16 protein-coding genes are annotated in these 17791 nt (G+C 71.0%); 11 read left to right on the forward strand and 5 right to left on the reverse strand.

Features of this window, described 5'->3' with window-relative positions:
* Window positions 1-20: 20 nt before the first annotated feature.
* Window positions 21-1064: an acyl-CoA dehydrogenase family protein gene (locus HW837_RS22940; protein ID WP_045555647.1), complete on the reverse strand. Its 1044-nt coding sequence runs from the start codon at window positions 1062-1064 to the stop codon at window positions 21-23.
* 241 nt (window positions 1065-1305) lie between these two features.
* Here HW837_RS22940 and HW837_RS22945 point away from each other — a divergent pair, with 241 nt between their 5' ends.
* The 8 genes from HW837_RS22945 (at window position 1306) to HW837_RS22980 (ending at window position 8686) form a co-directional block, all read left to right on the forward strand.
* Window positions 1306-2187 (forward strand): nuclear transport factor 2-like protein, encoded by an 882-nt coding sequence (locus HW837_RS22945; RefSeq protein ID WP_086801258.1) that lies wholly within the window; start codon window positions 1306-1308, stop codon window positions 2185-2187.
* 67 nt (window positions 2188-2254) lie between these two features.
* A complete protein-coding gene (locus tag HW837_RS22950) occupies window positions 2255-2758 on the forward strand; it encodes a MarR family winged helix-turn-helix transcriptional regulator (RefSeq protein ID WP_045555645.1) in 504 nt (167 codons plus the stop codon).
* Window positions 2759-2807: 49 nt separating this feature from the next.
* On the forward strand, window positions 2808-3527 hold the full coding sequence (locus tag HW837_RS22955; protein ID WP_193380195.1) for a response regulator transcription factor: 720 nt from the start codon (window positions 2808-2810) through the stop codon (window positions 3525-3527).
* A 230-nt stretch (window positions 3528-3757) separates the two neighbouring features.
* Complete coding sequence (locus HW837_RS22960) at window positions 3758-4645, forward strand: glycoside hydrolase family 19 protein (RefSeq protein WP_045555643.1); 888 nt, start codon at window positions 3758-3760, stop codon at window positions 4643-4645.
* Window positions 4646-4693: 48 nt separating this feature from the next.
* Complete coding sequence (locus tag HW837_RS22965; protein WP_093789013.1) at window positions 4694-5632, forward strand: aldo/keto reductase; 939 nt, start codon at window positions 4694-4696, stop codon at window positions 5630-5632.
* Window positions 5633-5680: 48 nt separating this feature from the next.
* Window positions 5681-6955 (forward strand): hypothetical protein, encoded by a 1275-nt coding sequence (locus HW837_RS22970; protein ID WP_193380196.1) that lies wholly within the window; start codon window positions 5681-5683, stop codon window positions 6953-6955.
* Between the two features lie 203 nt (window positions 6956-7158).
* Window positions 7159-7554, forward strand: a complete 396-nt coding sequence (locus tag HW837_RS22975; protein ID WP_045555640.1) for a VOC family protein — start codon at window positions 7159-7161, stop codon at window positions 7552-7554.
* 55 nt (window positions 7555-7609) lie between these two features.
* Window positions 7610-8686: an adenosine deaminase gene (locus tag HW837_RS22980; protein ID WP_045555639.1), complete on the forward strand. Its 1077-nt coding sequence runs from the start codon at window positions 7610-7612 to the stop codon at window positions 8684-8686.
* Between the two features lie 88 nt (window positions 8687-8774).
* On the opposite strand, the gene HW837_RS22985 is transcribed toward HW837_RS22980, so the two are convergent.
* Genes HW837_RS22985 through kdpF form a run of 4 tightly spaced genes read right to left on the reverse strand, consistent with a single transcriptional unit; the run spans window position 8775 to window position 13340 of the window.
* Window positions 8775-9443: a potassium-transporting ATPase subunit C gene (locus tag HW837_RS22985; protein WP_193380197.1), complete on the reverse strand. Its 669-nt coding sequence runs from the start codon at window positions 9441-9443 to the stop codon at window positions 8775-8777.
* A gap of 5 nt (window positions 9444-9448) precedes the next feature.
* Complete coding sequence (gene kdpB, locus HW837_RS22990; RefSeq protein ID WP_193380198.1) at window positions 9449-11581, reverse strand: potassium-transporting ATPase subunit KdpB; 2133 nt, start codon at window positions 11579-11581, stop codon at window positions 9449-9451.
* Window positions 11578-13242, reverse strand: coding sequence for a potassium-transporting ATPase subunit KdpA (gene kdpA / locus HW837_RS22995; protein WP_193380199.1), 1665 nt, complete (start codon window positions 13240-13242; stop codon window positions 11578-11580). The genes kdpB and kdpA overlap by 4 nt, the downstream gene beginning before the upstream one ends.
* A gap of 8 nt (window positions 13243-13250) precedes the next feature.
* A complete protein-coding gene (gene kdpF, locus HW837_RS23000) occupies window positions 13251-13340 on the reverse strand; it encodes a K(+)-transporting ATPase subunit F (protein WP_037817630.1) in 90 nt (29 codons plus the stop codon).
* 523 nt (window positions 13341-13863) lie between these two features.
* Here kdpF and HW837_RS23005 point away from each other — a divergent pair.
* From HW837_RS23005 to modB, 3 genes are all read left to right on the forward strand, one after another.
* A complete protein-coding gene (locus HW837_RS23005; RefSeq protein WP_193380200.1) occupies window positions 13864-15819 on the forward strand; it encodes an APC family permease in 1956 nt (651 codons plus the stop codon).
* A gap of 224 nt (window positions 15820-16043) precedes the next feature.
* Window positions 16044-16883: a molybdate ABC transporter substrate-binding protein gene (gene modA, locus HW837_RS23010; RefSeq protein ID WP_193380201.1), complete on the forward strand. Its 840-nt coding sequence runs from the start codon at window positions 16044-16046 to the stop codon at window positions 16881-16883.
* On the forward strand, window positions 16880-17779 hold the full coding sequence (gene modB / locus HW837_RS23015) for a molybdate ABC transporter permease subunit (RefSeq protein ID WP_045555634.1): 900 nt from the start codon (window positions 16880-16882) through the stop codon (window positions 17777-17779). Before modA ends, modB begins: the two co-directional genes overlap by 4 nt.
* The last annotated feature ends 12 nt before the right edge of the window (window positions 17780-17791 follow it).

Below are 17791 nucleotides of genomic sequence, written 5' to 3' on the forward strand. Positions count from 1 at the left end.
CACGGACCGGCCGGGGCCGTTCAGTAGGCGGCCGACAGCGAGGCGAGGTGGGCCCGGCGGACCTCCGGGGTCTGTCCCTGCACCAGGAGGAACATCGCCTCCCGGGCCAGGCGTTGGGCACGGCTGTCCAGATCGATGGCGCGTCCGCCGCCGGCGACGACCGCGGCGGTCGTCGCCGTGCGCATCAGGTCGAACGCCTTCGTCTTCAGGGCCAGCCGCTCCTCCATGTGCTCGTGCGGCGCCGGATGGTCGGCGAGGGCGTACGCCTGCCGCCGCACCTTGTCCAGCCGCAGGCGGAGCGCCTTGGTCGTGGGGTCGTCCTGCTCCAGCAGGCCGAGGGCCGACTCGGCGACCCCGAACACCGCGGGTGAGGCGTTCGTCGGCTTGGGGCGGTCGCTCGCGGCCCAGGACTCGTACGGCGCGTGCAGGGCCACGGCGTCGTCCGGGACCCACAGCCCGTCGAGCTCGAGCGAGACCGTACGGGCGGCCGTGAGCGCGGCGAGCCGCATGGGCGCCGAGGCCCGCAGCCCGGACTGCTGACGGGCCTCCGTGAACGCGAACACCACCTCGTCGGCGTCCGTGACCCCGGCCAGCAGCATCACGTCGTTCAGGCCCCACCCCGTGTACCAGGGGACCGTGCCGTGGAACCGCCAGCCGCCCCGTCTGGGCACGGCCCGGACCGGGACCTGCGGGTAGCGCCGCAGATGCGCGTACGCCACGCCGGACAGCAGCTCGCCGGTGGCCAGCTTCCCCAACAGGTTCTCCCGGGCCGGGAGTTCGCTCTTCGCCAGGGTCAGCACGGGGGTGTGGTGCTGGGTCTGCACGAACCAGGTGGAGCAGCAGGCCCCCGCCAGGATCTCGGCGGTCTCCCGCGCCACCGAGTGGGGCGCCCCCGAACCGCCGTACGCCACCGGCGCGCTCACCCCGAGCAGCCCGGACCGCTTGATCGCCTGGATGCTGCTCGCGGGCACCCCCTCCTGGTCGACACGCTCCGCCTGGGGCGTGAGGACCTCGGCGGCGAGTCCGCGCGCCTGGACGACGAGAGGGTGCGGTGACGTGGTCATGGGGTGATTCTCCCCGGCCCGGACCCCAAAGATCACCTCTTCGGGGCCGGAAGATCACCTGCCCTCGCTCCCCTCGCACGGTGTGTGACCTGCGCCACGTCGGCCCGTTGTCAGGTTGCCGGTCGCAACCGGTCAGGCCGCTGCGCTTGCATGTGATCGTCGGGCCCGCGCCCCGCCGGGCCCCGTGAGCGACGGTTCGCTCCACCCCCCACCGGGCCGCTCGGCCCGTAAGGAGAAGACCATGAAAGACCGGGCCAAGGTCGAGGAACTCCTCGTCACGTCGGATCTCCAGGTGCAGACCTCGAAGGTCGCGTGGCGGCACGTCGAGGCCGAGTACGTGGACGTGGTCGAGGACATCCTGGCCACACTGGCGCCGAGCGGCCCCTACGCGTACACGGTCGTCCCCGCCGTCGAAGAGGGCAAGGAGATCCCGACCCAGCGGATCGTCGACTCCTACGAGGCCATCGAGAACAGCTACCGCACCATGCACCGGTACGCGGCCGTGATCGGGATCCGGCCCGTCACCGAGATCAACGCCTCCTGGTACACCTTCGTCAGCGGTTCGGGCCGCGGGCGCGACAAGAGCACCGGCGCCGAGAGCGAACGCCCCATCGTCGTGCTGTTCCCGACGATGGGATCGCAGGGCATCACCGGTGAACTCTTCTGGGGCCGTACGCAGCAGGAGTCCCTGCCGGGCGACCCGGCGGACGGCGCGCTGGCCGGCCGGTTCGCCGTGGCCCGGGTGCACGCCGAGTTGCTCGACGCCTATCGCGAGGGTGATGTGGACGCCATCGTCGAGCGCGCCCACCCCGAGATCCAGACCGGTGTGCGGCACTACGCGGCGGGGGCCGGCACCCTGGTCGAACTGCACACCAAGGACGAACTGAGGTCCCACCTCCAGGAGTTCTACGCCCACTACGAGGTCCGGGACATCGAGGTCGTCAAGCGGCACTTCGACGACTGGTTCTTCTTCCACGAGCTGCGCTGGACGGTGGAGGTCCGCAGGGGGCCCGAGGCGGGCTCCGTCCTCCGCCACCACACCGCCGAGTACGCGGAGGTGTCCGGCGCCGGGCTGGTCGTGGCGCACATCGGGCACGGGACGGACCAGTTGAAGCTCGGCTGAGCCGGAGCGCGACGTGCGGCCTCCGTGGCATTGCTTGACTTAGGCAAACATCTGTTACGGTGGTCGCATGTCCACACCACGCCCCGTCGAAGCGGCGTCCCTGGGGGACGTGACCGAGATCGAGCGGCTGCTCACCCGGCTCGCGTACCTGGCCGGGCGGACCCGCCGGCACGAACGACTGATGTCCGACAGCGGAGTCTCGCTGGACCGCTCCTCCGTCGCGATCCTGCGGCACATCGCCGAGAGCGAGCCGCTGCGCCCGGGCGTGCTCGCCGTCCGGCTGTCCGTGGAGGCCTCCCATGTCACCCGGCAGCTACGGCAGTTGGAGAGCGACGGCCATGTGATCCGGGTGCCCGACCCGGAGGACCGCCGGGCGCAGCGGGTCCAGATCACCGAGGCAGGGCTCGCGGCCTTCGGCCGTGTCAGGGAGGCGAGCCGCCGGGGGATCGGGGACGCGCTGGAGGACTGGTCCACCGAGGACCTGCGGCAACTCGCCGCGCTCTTCAACCGGTTGGTCGACGACTTCGTCGAGCAGGCCGAGACGGCCGTCGGCCCGCGGCCCGTCGGCTGACCGCGCACGGCCCGATCCCCCACGCGAGCCCTCCTCGAACGGTCTGGTCATGCGCACTCAGCTCACCGGGAAACCCATGGCGCGACGAGACGGCGCGCAGCACGTCCTGCTGGTGGCCGACGACCCCGGCGTCACCGAACTCCTCACCACCACCATGCGGTTGGCCGGATATCGCGTCGCCGCGGCGGACACCGGCACCGAGGGAACGGCACGGATCGCCCGGGGCGGGTACGACCTCGTCGTCTGGGACGCCGCCGTGCCGGACCCCGAGCGCCTCGGGCGGGCCCGGCACGGCGCGCCTGTGGGCCGGCCCCCGCTGCTCTTCCTGGCCGCCTGCGACACCCTGTACGACCTGGTGCCCGGCCTGCGCCCCGGCGACGAGGACTACGTCGTCAAGCCCCTCAGGGTTGCCGAAGTCCTGCACCGTGCACGGGCGTTGCTGCACGGACGCGGCGGTCCCGAGCGGACGGAGGGGGTGCCCTGCTACGGCGACCTGGTCCTGGACGACGCCGCCTGCGAGGCGCGGCGCGGATCCAGACCGCTCGGCCTCACGCCCGCCGAGTACCGGCTGCTGCGCCATCTGCTGGCGAACGCGGAGCATGTGCTGTCCAAGGAGCAGATCAGCCGGCACGTCTGGGGCGAGTACCGCGCGCACGGCGCGATCGAGAAGCTCGTGGCCCGGCTCCGACGCAAGACCGACCGCGAGGAACCCGCGCTGATCCACACCCGGCGCGGCTTCGGCTACTGGCTTGGCTGTCCCGACGACTGACCGCACGGCCGAGTGGACCCGGGGGGCGGCCTGACCTCCCGTCATGGGAGCCGACTGGTCTACACCCTTGACTGGTACAGACCAACGCGGTTGAGTGTGCCCCACACCCCCACCACGGCCGCCCCCACGCCGTGGCCGGCCCCGCCGGCGCGTGCGCGCGAGGTACGTCCCAGCCATGCCCTCGGGCCCCTCGCCCGGGTGCGGCCGTGCTCCACGAAGGAGTTGGTCCCGTGTCGAGGCGTCGTACATCCGCTCTGCTGACCGCCCTGCTCATCGGTGGTTCCACACCCCTGCTGCTGCCCGCCCAGAGCGCGTCCGCCGCTCCCTGTTCGAGCTACGCGAGCTGGGTGGCCGGCCGGTCCTACGTCACCGGCGACATCGTGCGTTACACCGACGGCAGGGCGTACATCGCCGAGCACGACAACCCGGGGTACGACCCCACCATCAGCACCTGGTACTGGGAGCCGTACGCCTGCGAGAACGGCCCCACCAACCCCTCCGGATTCGTGGTGAGCGAAGCGCAGTTCAACCAGATGTTCCCGAACCGGAACTCGTTCTACACGTACAGCGGTCTGCGGGCGGCCATGAGCGCCTACCCGGCCTTCGCCACCACCGGCAGCGACACCGTCAGGAAGCAGGAGGCGGCGGCGTTCCTCGCCAACGTCAACCACGAGACCGGCGGCCTCGTCCACATCGTCGAGCAGAACACCGCCAACTACCCCACCTACTGCGACTGGGGCCGACCGTACGGCTGCCCGGCCGGTCAGTCGGCCTACTACGGGCGCGGCCCCATCCAGCTGAGCTGGAACTTCAACTACAAGGCGGCGGGCGACGCGCTCGGCCTGAACCTCCTGGGCAACCCCTGGCTGGTCCAGAACGACGCGGCCGTCGCCTGGAAGACCGCCCTGTGGTACTGGAACACCCAGACCGGGCCCGGCTCCATGACCGGCCACAACGCCATGGTCAACGGCGCCGGATTCGGCCACACCGTCCGCAGCATCAACGGCTCCCTGGAGTGCGACGGCAAGAACCCCGCGCAGGTGCAGAGCCGGGTCAGCGCGTACCAGCGGTTCGTCCAGATACTCGGCACGTCGGCGGGCGGCAATCTGTACTGCTGACGGGGGCGGACGGGGCACCTTCGCCCGGCGGCATGGGAGACTCGGTCGATGACCTCCGGGACGATCGACGCGGCCGCCGCGGGCAGTTGGACGCTCGGCGACCTGCCCGTCCGCCGCGTCGGCCTCGGCGCGATGCGGCTGACGGGCAGCGCCGCCTTCCACCTCGGGACGCCGAGGAACCGCGACGAATCGATCGCCGTGCTGCGGCGCGCGGTCGAGCTGGGCGTCAACCACATCGACACGGCGGCCTTCTACTTCTCCTCCCTGCGGTCCGCCAACGAGCTGATCAACAGCGCGTTGGGCGGGCCCTACCCGGACGACCTGGTCATCGTCACCAAGGTCGGACCGCACCGGGAGCACTCGGGGGAGTGGGGGACGGCCGCCCGCCCCGACCAGCTGCGCGGCCAGGTCGAGGAGAACCTGCGGCAGTTGGGCCGCGACCACCTCGACGTCGTCAACCTCCGCCGGATGCGGCAGGACTCCATCGCCGAGCACTTCGGGGCCCTGGCCGAACTGCGCGAGGCCGGGCTGGTCCGTCATCTCGGCGTCTCCGCCGTCGAACCCCGGCACCTGGAGGAGGCCCGCGCGATCGCCCCCGTGGTCTGTGTGCAGAACCGGTACGGACTCGACGGCCCCGACCCGTCCGCCGACGAGATGCTCCGGGTCTGTGGCGAGCAGGGCCTCGCGTTCGTGCCGTTCTACGCGATCGCCGGCGAAGCCGGACCCGAGGGCGCGAGCGCCGCGCACCACGACGCCCTGCACGCCGTCGCCCGCGCCCACGACGCCACCCCCGCCCAGATCCGGCTCGCCTGGACCCTCCACCAGGGACAGCACGTCCTCGCCATCCCCGGCACGGGGAATCCGGACCACCTGGCCGAGAACGTCGCCGCCGGCGCCCTCCGGCTCACGGGGGAGGAACTGGCCCGGCTGGACGCGATCCACCGAGGCGAGGCGTCCCCGCAAAGCGGCACCAACGGGTTCATATAGGCTGCCGGTTCTGTCCCTGCCGTTCGCCACCACCCGGGAGAGTCACCCGTGAGCGTAGCCACCGCCCACTCCGCATCGGCCGTACCGCCCGCCGACGGGACGCCCGCGACCAGCGGAGCGCCGACGCGGGACGAGGGGTTCTGGGTCGAGCCCGGAGCGGCCGAGGCGCAGGCCCCCGAGGCCGTGACCGAGGTCGTGCCCGCGGCCGAGGTGCCGGCACAGTCGTCCGGTGAGCCGGCTCCCGAGCAGCCGACGACCGACGGGGCCGCCCCGGAGCCGTCCGGCCTCGACACCCCCGCGCAGGCCCACGAGGACGACACCCCGGGCGACGCGGTGGACGAGCAGGTCGCGCGGGACGCAAGGGAGTTCGGGGTCTACGCGCGCACCGGCGGCTGGGCCTTCGCACTGAAGGTGGCGCGCAGTGTGCGGCCCGGCGGCGAGACACCGGGCGAGACGGCGAAGGTGTCGGCGAAGCGCTTCGCCGGGCTGGCCGAATGCTCCCCGGAGCGGGTCATGCGGTACTACAAGGCCTGGGACAAGGCGGCCGACGACGGCATGGTCCCGCACTTCGAGGCCCTGGCCCCCGGCGAGGAGATCGACCTCCCGGACTCGGACGTGTGGCTGTCGTACTACAGCTCCCGGTCCAGCGCGACCTCCGACCGGGGCACCGCCATCTCGGCGGCGGCCGAGGCCGAGGGCATCCGCCCGACCAAGGCGCTGGAGGTCGCCGAGAACCCCACCGCGCTGCGCGCCGCGATCCTGGCCGACCCCTCCACCGCGCAGGCGGCCCGCGCGGCGCTGCTGGACCGCCTGAAGGAGGACCCCACCCTCCAGACCGAGCTGGCCCGCGACATCGCCCGCACCGACGAGTTGAAGAAGGCCGTCGCCAACGAGACCCAGGCGGCCAGCCGTATCGGGTACGTCCGGCAGATCGTCGAGAACGGGCAGGTCAAGACCCCGGCCGGCCAGGTGATCGACGCCACCGCCGAACTGCGCGCCGAGGCCGAGCGACACCTGTCCCTCATCGACGAGCTCGACGACGACGAGGACACCGGCGAGTGGGCGACGGAGGCCTACGACACCGTCAAGGAGCTCGTCGTCCAGACCGTCCAGTCCGACCCCGAGCTGCGGGTCCAGGAGCGGCGGACCAAGTTCTACAGCAGCCTCCAGAAGGCCACGAAGGTCTTCGAGGAGCTGACCCTCGACGACGCCGTCGACCTCGACGCCATCTACGAGGACGACATGCTGGAGCGCCTGGAGGAACTCCAGCAGGCCCTGAGCACCTGCATCGCCACCCTGCGCAAGGCGTCGCCGGGCGAGTGATCACCGGCTGACCCCCTTTTCGACTCCCGGGACCCCCTGCCGTGCAGGGGGTCCCGGCCGTCCCGGGGGTCTCGCGGGTGTAAGGGAGGAATGCCAGTTGCGTCCGCTGAGTGTTACGTATAACCTCCCGGGAACCCCGAGCGACCCTCGGACGGACACCGCACCCTTCCCGCGCGACCCGCGCACCCCTCCGAGAGGCCCCGATGAGACGCATAGCCCTGGTCACCCTCGTGGTCGACGACTACGACGAGGCGATCCGCTTCTACACCGAGGCGCTCGGCTTCACGCTCGTCGAGGACGAGCCGAGGTCCGGCGGCAGCCGCTGGGTCGTCGTCGAGCCCGGGAGCGGGGGACGGGGCGGCGGACTGCTGCTGGCGCGCGCCAAGGACGAGGCACAGAGGGGCCGCGTCGGCGACCAGACCGGCGGACGCGTGGGGTTCTTCCTGCACACCGACGACTTCACCCGCGACCACGCCCGCATGCGGGCCGCGGGCGTCAGGTTCCTGGAGGAGCCGCGCCACGAGCCGTACGGCTCGGTCGCCGTCTTCGAGGACCTGTACGGCAACCGCTGGGACCTCCTCCAGCCCGCCACCGGCTGAACCGCCGTCCCCTCTCGACCCACCACACCGCACCACCTGCCGAGGAACGAACGCCATGAGTGCTACGCGCATAGATGCAGAAGTGATCCGCCGCCTGCCCAAGGCCGTCCTGCACGACCACCTCGACGGCGGCCTGCGCCCCGCCACCCTCGTGGAGCTCGCGGCGGAGGTCGGCCACACCCTCCCGGAGACCGACCCGGAGGGCCTCGCCGCATGGTTCTACGAGGCGGCCAACTCCGGTGACCTGGTGCGGTACATAGCCACGTTCGAGCACACCCTCGCGGTGCTCCAGACCCGCGAGGGCCTGCTGCGCGCGGCCGAGGAGTACGTGCTCGACCTGGCCGCGGACGGTGTCGTCTACGGCGAGGTCCGCTACGCCCCCGAGCTGAACGTCAACGGGGGGCTGACCCTGCCGGAGGTCGTGGAGACCGTGCAGGAGGGCCTGGCCGCCGGTATGGCCAAGGCCGCGGCCCAGGGCACCCCGGTCCGCGTCGGCACGCTGCTGTGCGGGATGCGCATGTTCGACCGCGTCGGTGAGGCCGCCGACCTGGCCGTGGCCTTCCGGGACGCCGGTGTCGTCGGCTTCGACATCGCGGGCGCCGAGGACGGCTTCCCGCCCGCCGACCACCTGGCCGCCTTCGAGCACCTGCGCCGGGAGAGCGTCCCCTTCACCATCCACGCCGGCGAGGCCCACGGCCTGCCCAGCATCCACCAGGCCCTCCAGGTCTGCGGTGCCCAGCGCATCGGTCACGGCGTACGCATCACCGAGGACATCGTGGACGGCAAGCTGGGCCGCCTCGCCGCCTGGGTGCGCGACCGCAGGATCGCGCTGGAGATGTGCCCGACCTCCAACCTCCAGACCGGCGCGGCGACGTCCATCGCGGACCACCCGATCACGGCCCTGCGGGACCTCGGCTTCCGCGTCACCCTGAACACCGACAACCGCCTCGTCTCGGGCACCACCATGACCCGCGAGATGTCCCTGCTCGTCGACGAGGCCGACTGGACCCTCGCCGACCTGCGCACGGTCACCGTCAACGCCCTCAAGAGCGCCTTCATCCCGTTCGACGAGCGCAACGCCCTCATCGAGAACGTGGTGCTCCCGGGCTACGCGGCGGCGTCCGCCCGCTGAGCCGCGCCCGCACGACGGCCGGCCCCGAGTTGCCGGACACACAGTCCCTCGGGGCCGCCGGCTCCTCCGAAGGGGGCGGGTGATGCCGTCAGCTCCTCGTCACGAGTTCCTTGAGCGCGATGTTGAGTTCGAGGACGTTCACGCGGGGCTCGCCGATGAAGCCGAGGGTGCGGCTCTTCGTGTGGTCCTCGACGAGCCGCTCCACCTGGGCGACGGGGAGGCCGTTCCGTTCGGCGACCCGGTGGACCTGGAGTTCGGCATAGGCCGGGGAGATGTCCGGGTCCAGGCCCGAGCCGGAGGACGTCACCGCGTCGGCGGGGACCTCGGACTCCTCGACCTTGTGGTCGGCGGTCGAGTTGTCCTTGACGACCGAGGCCTTGGCGGCTTTCACCCAGTCGACGAGGTCCTCGTTGTCGGCGGAGCGGTTGGTGGCGCCGGAGAGGATCAGCCTGTACCGGGTGTTGACGGTGTTGGTGCCGAGACCGTTCTGGGGCCGGCCCTGGAACCACTTCAGGTCGGGCTCCGGGCTCTCCTGCCCCTTCGGCGGCAGGTCGTACGCCTGGCCGATCAGCGACGAGCCGACGACGTCGCCCCTGCCGTCCCTGATCTCGGAGCCGTTCGCCCCGTCGTCGAACAGAGCCTGGGCGAAGCCGGTGACGGCCAGCGGGTAGAGGACGCCCGTCACCAGCGTGAGGACGAGGAGGGCGCGCAGGCCTGCTCCGAGCAACCGGGCGGTGTTGGTCACCGTGTTGTTCATGGTCTTCAGCCGATCCCGGGGATGAGGGAGACGAGCAGGTCGATGAGCTTGATGCCGATGAAGGGGGCGATCAGGCCGCCGAGGCCGTAGACGGTCAGGTTGCGGCGGAGCATCCTGTCGGCGCTGACCGGCCGGTACCGCACGCCCTTCAGCGAGAGCGGTACGAGGGCGACGATGATCAGGGCGTTGAAGACGACGGCGGAGAGGATCGCGGAGTCCGGCGAGGACAGGCCCATGATGTTGAGCTTGTCCAGGCCCGGATGCACGGCCGCGAACAGCGCCGGGATGATCGCGAAGTACTTCGCCACGTCGTTGGCGATGGAGAACGTCGTCAACGCGCCCCGCGTGATGAGCAGTTGCTTGCCGATCCCGACGATCTCGATGAGCTTGGTCGGGTCGGAGTCCAGGTCGACCATGTTCCCGGCCTCCTTGGCGGCCGAGGTGCCGGTGTTCATGGCCACGCCGACGTCCGCCTGGGCGAGGGCGGGGGCGTCGTTGGTGCCGTCACCGGTCATCGCGACGAGCTTGCCGCCGGCCTGTTCCCGCTTGATGAGGGCCATCTTGTCCTCGGGGGTGGCCTCGGCGAGGAAGTCGTCGACACCCGCCTCCTCGGCGATGGCCCGTGCGGTCAAAGGGTTGTCACCGGTGATCATGATGGTCCTGATCCCCATCCGGCGCAGTTCCTCGAACCGCTCGCGCATCCCGTCCTTGACGACGTCCTTGAGGTGGATCACCCCGAGGACCCGGGCGCCCCGGTCGTCCTCGACGGCGACGAGCAGCGGGGTGCCGCCGGCTTCGGAGATCCGGTCGGCCGTCGCGCCCGCGTCCTCGTCGATCGTTCCGCCCCGCTCCCGCACCCAGGCGAGGACGGAACCGGCCGCGCCCTTGCGGATGCCGCGCCCGTCCACGTCCACACCCGACATCCGGGTCCGGGCGGTGAACGCGATCCACTCTGCGCCCACGAACTCACCCTGGTGGCGCTCGCGCAGCCCGTACCTCTCCTTCGCCAGTACGACGACGGAACGGCCCTCGGGCGTCTCGTCGGCCAGCGACGACAGTTGGGCGGCGTCCGCCAGCTCGGCCTCCGTCGTCCCGCTCACCGGCACGAACTCCGCCGCCTGCCGGTTGCCGAAGGTGATCGTCCCGGTCTTGTCGAGCAGCAGGGTCGAGACGTCACCGGCGGCCTCGACGGCACGCCCCGACATGGCGAGGACATTGCGCTGGACCAGACGGTCCATGCCCGCGATGCCGATGGCCGACAGCAGCGCCCCGATCGTGGTCGGGATGAGGCAGACCAGCAGCGCCACCAGCACGACCATCGTGAGGTGGGTGCCCGCGTAGTCCGCGAAGGGCGGGAGCGTGGCCACCGCGAGCAGGAACACGACGGTCAGGGACGCGAGCAGGATGTCGAGCGCGATCTCGTTCGGCGTCTTCTGCCGGGCCGCTCCCTCGACGAGGCTGATCATGCGGTCGATGAAGGTCTCGCCGGGCTTCGTCGTGATCTTGACGACGATCCGGTCGGACAGCACCTTCGTACCGCCGGTGACCGCCGAACGGTCGCCCCCCGACTCCCGGATGACCGGCGCCGATTCACCGGTGATCGCCGACTCGTCCACGGAGGCCACCCCCTCGACGACGTCACCGTCACCGGGGACGATGTCGCCGGCCTCGCAGACGACGAGGTCACCGATCCGCAGCTCGGTACCGGGGACACGTTCCTCCGCGTCCCCGAGGAGCCGTCGCGCCACGGCGCCGGTCCTGGCCCGGCGCAAGGTGTCGGCCTGCGCCCTGCCCCGGCCCTCGGCCACCGCCTCCGCCAGGTTGGCGAAGATCACCGTCAGCCAGAGCCAGGCGCTGATGGTCCAGCCGAACCAGTCGGTCGGGTCCGTGCAGGAGAAGACGGTCGTCAGCGCCGACCCGACCAGCACCACGAACATCACGGGCGACTTGACCATCACCCGGGGGTCGAGCTTCCGGAAGGCGTCCGGCAGCGAGGTGAGCAGAAGCGCCGGATCGAACAGGCCCGCTCCCACGCGGCCATCGGCGGGCTTGTGCCCGGTGGACACGTCGCTGTGCGGTGCCCGGGTCGGAGTCGTCGTGGACATCGTGTCCTCGTGCTTCGTGGTGTCGGTGGTCATGACGCCAGCCCCTCGGCCAACGGGCCCAGTGCCAGGGCGGGGAAGTAGGTCAGCCCGGTGATGATCAGGATCGCGCCCACCAACAGCCCGGAAAACAGGGGCTTCTCGGTGCGCAGGGTGCCCGCCGTGACCGGCACCGGCCGCTGCTCGGCGAGCGAACCCGCGAGCGCCAGCACGAACACCATCGGCACGAACCGCCCCAGCAGCATCGCGATGCCGAGCGTGCTGTTGAACCACTGGGTGTCGGCGTTCAGGCCCGCGAAGGCCGAGCCGTTGTTGTTGGAGGCGGACGTATAGGCGTAGAGGACCTCGGAGAAGCCGTGCGCGCCGCTGTTCGTCATGGAGGCGCCGGGCGTGGGCAGCGCCATCGCGGCGGCCGTGAACACGAGCACCAGCGCGGGCGTGACCAGGAGGTAGCAGGCCGCCAGCTTGATCTCGCGGGTGCCGATCTTCTTGCCCAGGTACTCGGGCGTACGGCCGACCATCAGCCCGGCGATGAACACCGCGATGACGGCCATGATCAGCATGCCGTAGAGGCCGGAACCGACACCGCCGGGCGCGATCTCGCCCAGCATCATGCCGAGCATCGTGATCCCGCCGCCGAGACCGGTGAAGGAGGAGTGGAAGGAGTCCACCGCGCCGGTCGAGGTGAGCGTGGTGGACACCGCGAAGATCGACGAGGCGCCGACTCCGAAGCGGACCTCCTTGCCCTCCATCGCGCCGCCCGCGATCTGGAGCGCCGGGCCGTGGTGGGCGAACTCGGTCCACATCATCAACGCGACGAAGCCGACCCAGATCGACGCCATGGTGGCGAGGATCGCGTGACCCTGCCTCACGCTGCCGACCATCACTCCGAAGGTGCGGGTGAGGGCGAACGGGATCACCAGCAGCAGGAAGATCTCGAAGAGGTTGGTGAACGGGGTCGGGTTCTCGAAGGGGTGTGCGGAGTTGGCGTTGAAGATGCCACCGCCGTTGGTGCCGATCTCCTTGATGGCCTCCGTCGACGCGACAGCCCCGCCGTTCCACTGCTGCGAGCCACCCATGAACTGCCCCACCTCGTGGATGCCGGAGAAGTTCTGGATCGCCCCGCAGGCCACCAGCACGATCGCCGCGACGAGGGCGAGCGGCAGCAGGACGCGGGTGACCCCGCGCACCATGTCCGACCAGAAGTTGCCCAGCTCACCGGAGCGGGAGCGCGCGAAACCCCGTACCAGCGCCACCGCCACGGCCATGCCCACCGCCGCCGAGACGAAGTTCTGCACGGCCAGCCCGCCGACCTGCACCACATGCCCCATGGCCTGTTCGCCGTAGTACGACTGCCAGTTGGTGTTGGTCACGAACGACGCGGCCGTGTTGAACGCCTGGTCGGCGTCGATGGAGGCGAAGCCCAGCGAGCCGGGCAGGACGCCCTGGAGCCGCTGAAGCAGATACAGGAACAGGACTCCGACGACCGAGAAGGCGAGGACGCCCCGCAGGTAGGCGGGCCAGCGCATCTCCGTGTCGGGGTGGGCACCGATGCTTCTGTAGATCCACTTCTCGACCCGCCAGTGCCGGTCGGAGGAGTAGACCCGGGCCATGTAGGTGCCCAGGGGGACGTAGGCGAGCGCCAACGCCGCTATGAGGGCCAGCAGTTGGAGCACGCCGGCGAGTACGGGACCCATGGTGTGGCTCAGAACCTCTCCGGGAAGAGCAGGGCGAGGACGAGATAGCCCAGCAGGGCGACGGCCACGACCAGGCCGACGACGTTCTCGGCGGTCACAGCTTCGTCACCCCCTTGGCGACGAGGGCCACCAGCGCGAACACCGCGACCGTGGTGAGGACGAAGGCCATATCGGCCATCGCGAGCTCCTGGATGAGGATCGGGAACAACGGACCTCTTGAGGAGAACCCCTCTCCGGCCGCACCCGGTCACCCACTGACGCCTCCCATACGGCCGCGCCCCCGGCCTTGACGGGATCCATACGGCCCGGCCCCGGTCGAGCGCCTCGCCAAGGGCGCGGAGGGGTGGGGAGAAGGAGCCGCGAGGCCGCGTACGGCGTGACGCTGGGTGTCCGCCGACGGCTCGCCGGGGAGCGTCTCCCGTGCGGCGCAGTCTCGTCCGCACCCCGCGAACAGCCTCGTCATGACGGATCGCCGACGTTCTCGCGGGAGGTTTTAACGGAAGATTGACGCCTCAGATGACTCACACCACGGGCCCTGGCGTCACGCTCTGCTTACGCTGAGGCGGCCGTCCGAGTGATGGCTCGAAACCACCGCTGAGCCGGACGCAGGAGAGCGCACCCATGTCCACCACCGAGCACCCGCCGCCGGGCCGACTGCGGACCTGGATGCTGCAAGGCCTCTCCGACATGGGCAGAAGCCGTGGCCTCACGGGACCGCACGCCGAACCGGAGCCCCCGCACCAGGGGCAGCGCTGGTGGCGGGTGATGTGCCTGACCGGCGTCGACTACTTCTCCACCCTCGGCTACCAGCCGGGCATCGCGGCCCTCGCCGCCGGTCTCCTGTCGCCCGTCGCGACCATCGTGCTCGTCGTCGTCACGCTCGCGGGCGCCCTGCCCGTCTACCGCCGCGTCGCCGAGGAGAGCCCGCACGGCCAGGGCTCGATCGCCATGCTGGAACGCCTGCTGACCTTCTGGAAGGGCAAGCTCTTCGTCCTCACGCTGCTGGGCTTCGCCGCCACCGACTTCCTGATCACCATCACCCTCTCCGCGGCGGACGCCTCCACCCACCTGGTGGAGAACCCCCACCTCACCGACGCCCTGCACGACAAGCAGCTCCTGATCACCCTGATCCTGATCGCCCTGCTCGGCGCGGTGTTCCTCAAGGGCTTCCTGGAAGCGATCGGCGTCGCGGTGGCGCTGGTGGGCGCCTACCTCGCACTCAACACCGTCGTGGTGGCCGTGGGTCTGTGGCACGTCATCACCGAGGGCCACGTCGTCACCGACTGGGCCGGCGCGCTGACCGCAGAACACGGCAACGTCTTCGTCATGATCGGCGTGGCCCTGATCGTCTTCCCCAAGCTCGCGCTCGGCCTCTCCGGCTTCGAGACCGGAGTGGCGGTGATGCCGCACGTGGCCGGTGACCCGGGTGACACCGAGGAGCACCCCGAGGGCCGCATCCGGGACACGAAGAAGCTGCTGACCACCGCGGCGATCATCATGAGCGTCTTCCTGATCGCCACCAGCTTCATCACCACCCTCCTCATCCCGGAGAAGGAGTTCGAGGCGGGCGGCGACGCCAACGGCCGCGCCCTCGCCTACCTGGCGCACGACTACCTGGGCAACACCTTCGGCACCGTCTACGACGTCTCCACGATCGCCATCCTGTGGTTCGCGGGCGCCTCCGCCATGGCAGGTCTGCTGAACCTGATGCCGCGCTACCTCCCCCGCTACGGCATGGCCCCGCACTGGGCCCGCGCCGTACGCCCCATGGTCATCGTCTTCACCCTCGTCGGCTTCCTCGTCACCTGGATCTTCGACGCCGACGTGGACGCCCAGGGCGGCGCCTACGCGACCGGCGTCCTGGTCCTCATCTCCTCGGCGGCGATCGCGGTCACCATCGCCGCCCGCGAAGCGGGCCAGCGCAACTGGACGATCGCCTTCGGCTTCATCTCGGTGGTCTTCCTCTACACCACCGTCCTGAACGTCATCGAGCGCCCCGACGGCGTGAAGATCGGTGCCTGCTTCATCGCCGCGATCATCCTGGTGTCCCTGCTCTCCCGCCTCGCCCGCGCCTTCGAGCTCCGTGTGACCGGCGTCGAACTCGACACCACGGCGGAAAGATTCGTCCGGGACATGGCCCACCGCCGGATCCGCTTCATCGCCAACGAGCCCGACCGGCGCGACAAGGCCGAGTACCGCGACAAGATCGAACAGATCCGGCAGGACAACGACCTGCCCGAGCACGAGGACTTCGTCTTCGTCGAGGTGACGGTCACCGACCCCTCCGAGTTCGAGGCGGGCCTGACCGTACGCGGCGAGGTGCTGCACGACCGCTACCGGGTCCTGACCCTGGAGTCCTCCTCCGTCCCCAACTCGCTCGCCGCCCTCCTCCTGCACGTCCGCGACCTCACGGGCCGCACCCCGCACATCTACTTCGAGTGGACCGAGGGCAGCCCCTTCGCCAACTTCCTCCGCTTCCTCCTCTTCGGCCAGGGCGAGGTCGCCCCGGTCACGAGGGAGGTCCTGCGCGAAGCGGAGCCGGACCGCAGCCGCCGCCCCCGCGTCCACACCGGCTGACCACGGCGCGCCCCCGTCCGCCCGTCGCCCCGTGCAAACGCACCTACCAGGCCACTGGACGGAAGATCCGGCTCATGCGGTGTCACGGGGGGCTTTCACCTCGCATCTGCGCAAGTATGATCGGCGTGTGCCCGCCCACCGGATCGGGAACGCTCGCGCCGACCGACGTGGTCGTCGAGAGCCGTGGTCGAGTCCGTCCAGGACCTTGAGAGAGTGGACCCGTGATGAGCCCTTCTGTGCGCACCCGTCGGCCTGTGCGGGTGGCCGCCCTGGGAGCCGCCGCGCTGCTGGCCCTGAGCGCCTGCTCGTCCTCCGACGACTCCGGCTCCCCGAAGTCGGACTCCCCGAAGTCGGACTCCCCGGCGTCGGCCTCCGCCTCGGCCGGGATCTCCGGTGACATCACCGTGTTCGCCGCGGCCTCCCTCAAGGAGAGCTTCGAGACGCTGGGCAAGCGGTTCGAGGAGGCCCACCCGGGCACGAAGGTGACCTTCAGCTTCGGCGGCAGCGACGCGCTCGCCGCGAGCATCACCGGCGGGGCTCCGGCGGACGTGTTCGCCTCGGCCAGCCCGAAGACGATGAAGATCGTGACGGACGCGGGGGACGGCTCCGGCACGCCCGCGACCTTCGTCCGCAATCAGCTGGAGATCGCCACCCTGCCGGGCAACCCCGACGAGGTCGACTCCCTCGAGGACCTGACGAACCCGGACCTGAAGGTCGTGCTGTGCGACAGGACGGTGCCCTGCGGCGCCGCCGCGGAGAAGGCCCTGACGGCGAGCGGGCTGAAGCTCACCCCGGTCTCCTACGAGGAGGACGTCAAGTCCGCCCTCAACAAGGTCGTCCTGAAGGAGGCCGACGCCGCCGTCGTGTACAAGACCGATGTGCGGGCGGCCGGTGACAAGGTGGAAGGCGTGGAGTTCCCCGAGTCCGCCGACGCCGTCAACGACTACCCGATCACCCTTCTGAAGGAGTCGAGCAACACCGCGGCCGCCGAGGCGTTCATCGCGCTGGTGCGGTCCGCCGAGGGCCAGAAGGTGCTGACCGAGGCAGGGTTCCTCAACCCGTGACCCCCCTCTCCCCGGGCAGGGCCGACGCCGCGGACACCCTGACCGGTGGGCCGCGGCGCCGCCGCGTCCGCACGAGCGGCCGTGGCGACCGGGGTGGTCGTGGCAGCCGTCGCGTCCGGGGCGGCGCCCCGCTGCCGCTGCTCCTTCCCGCCCTCGTCGGCCTGGCGTTCCTGGTCCTGCCGCTGATCGCCCTGCTGGTCAGGGCGCCCTGGCGGAGCATGCCGGATCTGCTGACCAGCCCCGAGGTGTGGCAGGCGCTCCAGCTGTCGCTGCTCTGCGCGACGGCGGCGACCGCGGTGAGCCTGGTGCTCGGGGTGCCGCTGGCGTGGCTGCTGGCGAGGGTCGAGTTCCCGGGGCGGGGCCTGGTCCGCGCCCTGGTCACCCTCCCCCTGGTCCTGCCTCCGGTGGTCGGCGGTGTGGCGCTGCTGATGGCGCTGGGCCGCAACGGGGTCGTCGGCAAGTGGCTGGACGCCTGGTTCGGGGTCACGCTTCCCTTCACCACCACGGGAGTCGTGGTCGCCGAGGCGTTCGTGGCGATGCCGTTCCTGGTGATCAGCGTGGAGGGCACCCTGCGGGCCGCCGACCCGCGCTACGAGGAGGCGGCCACCACGCTCGGCGCATCCCGCTTCACCGCGTTCCGCCGGGTCACGCTGCCGCTGATCGCCCCCGGTGTCGCGGCGGGCGCCGTCCTGGCCTGGGCCCGCGCGCTGGGCGAGTTCGGCGCGACCATCACCTTCGCCGGCAACTTCCCCGGCCGCACCCAGACCATGCCTCTCGCCGTCTACCTCGCCCTCCAGAACGACCCGGAGACCGCCATCGCCCTCAGCCTGGTCCTGCTCGCCGTGTCGGTCGCGGTGCTGGCGGGGTTGCGCGACCGCTGGATGACCGCCTCATGAACCCCGACGGGA

It is taken from the genome of Streptomyces caniscabiei, assembly GCF_014930365.1.
Lineage (GTDB): Bacteria > Actinomycetota > Actinomycetes > Streptomycetales > Streptomycetaceae > Streptomyces > Streptomyces caniscabiei.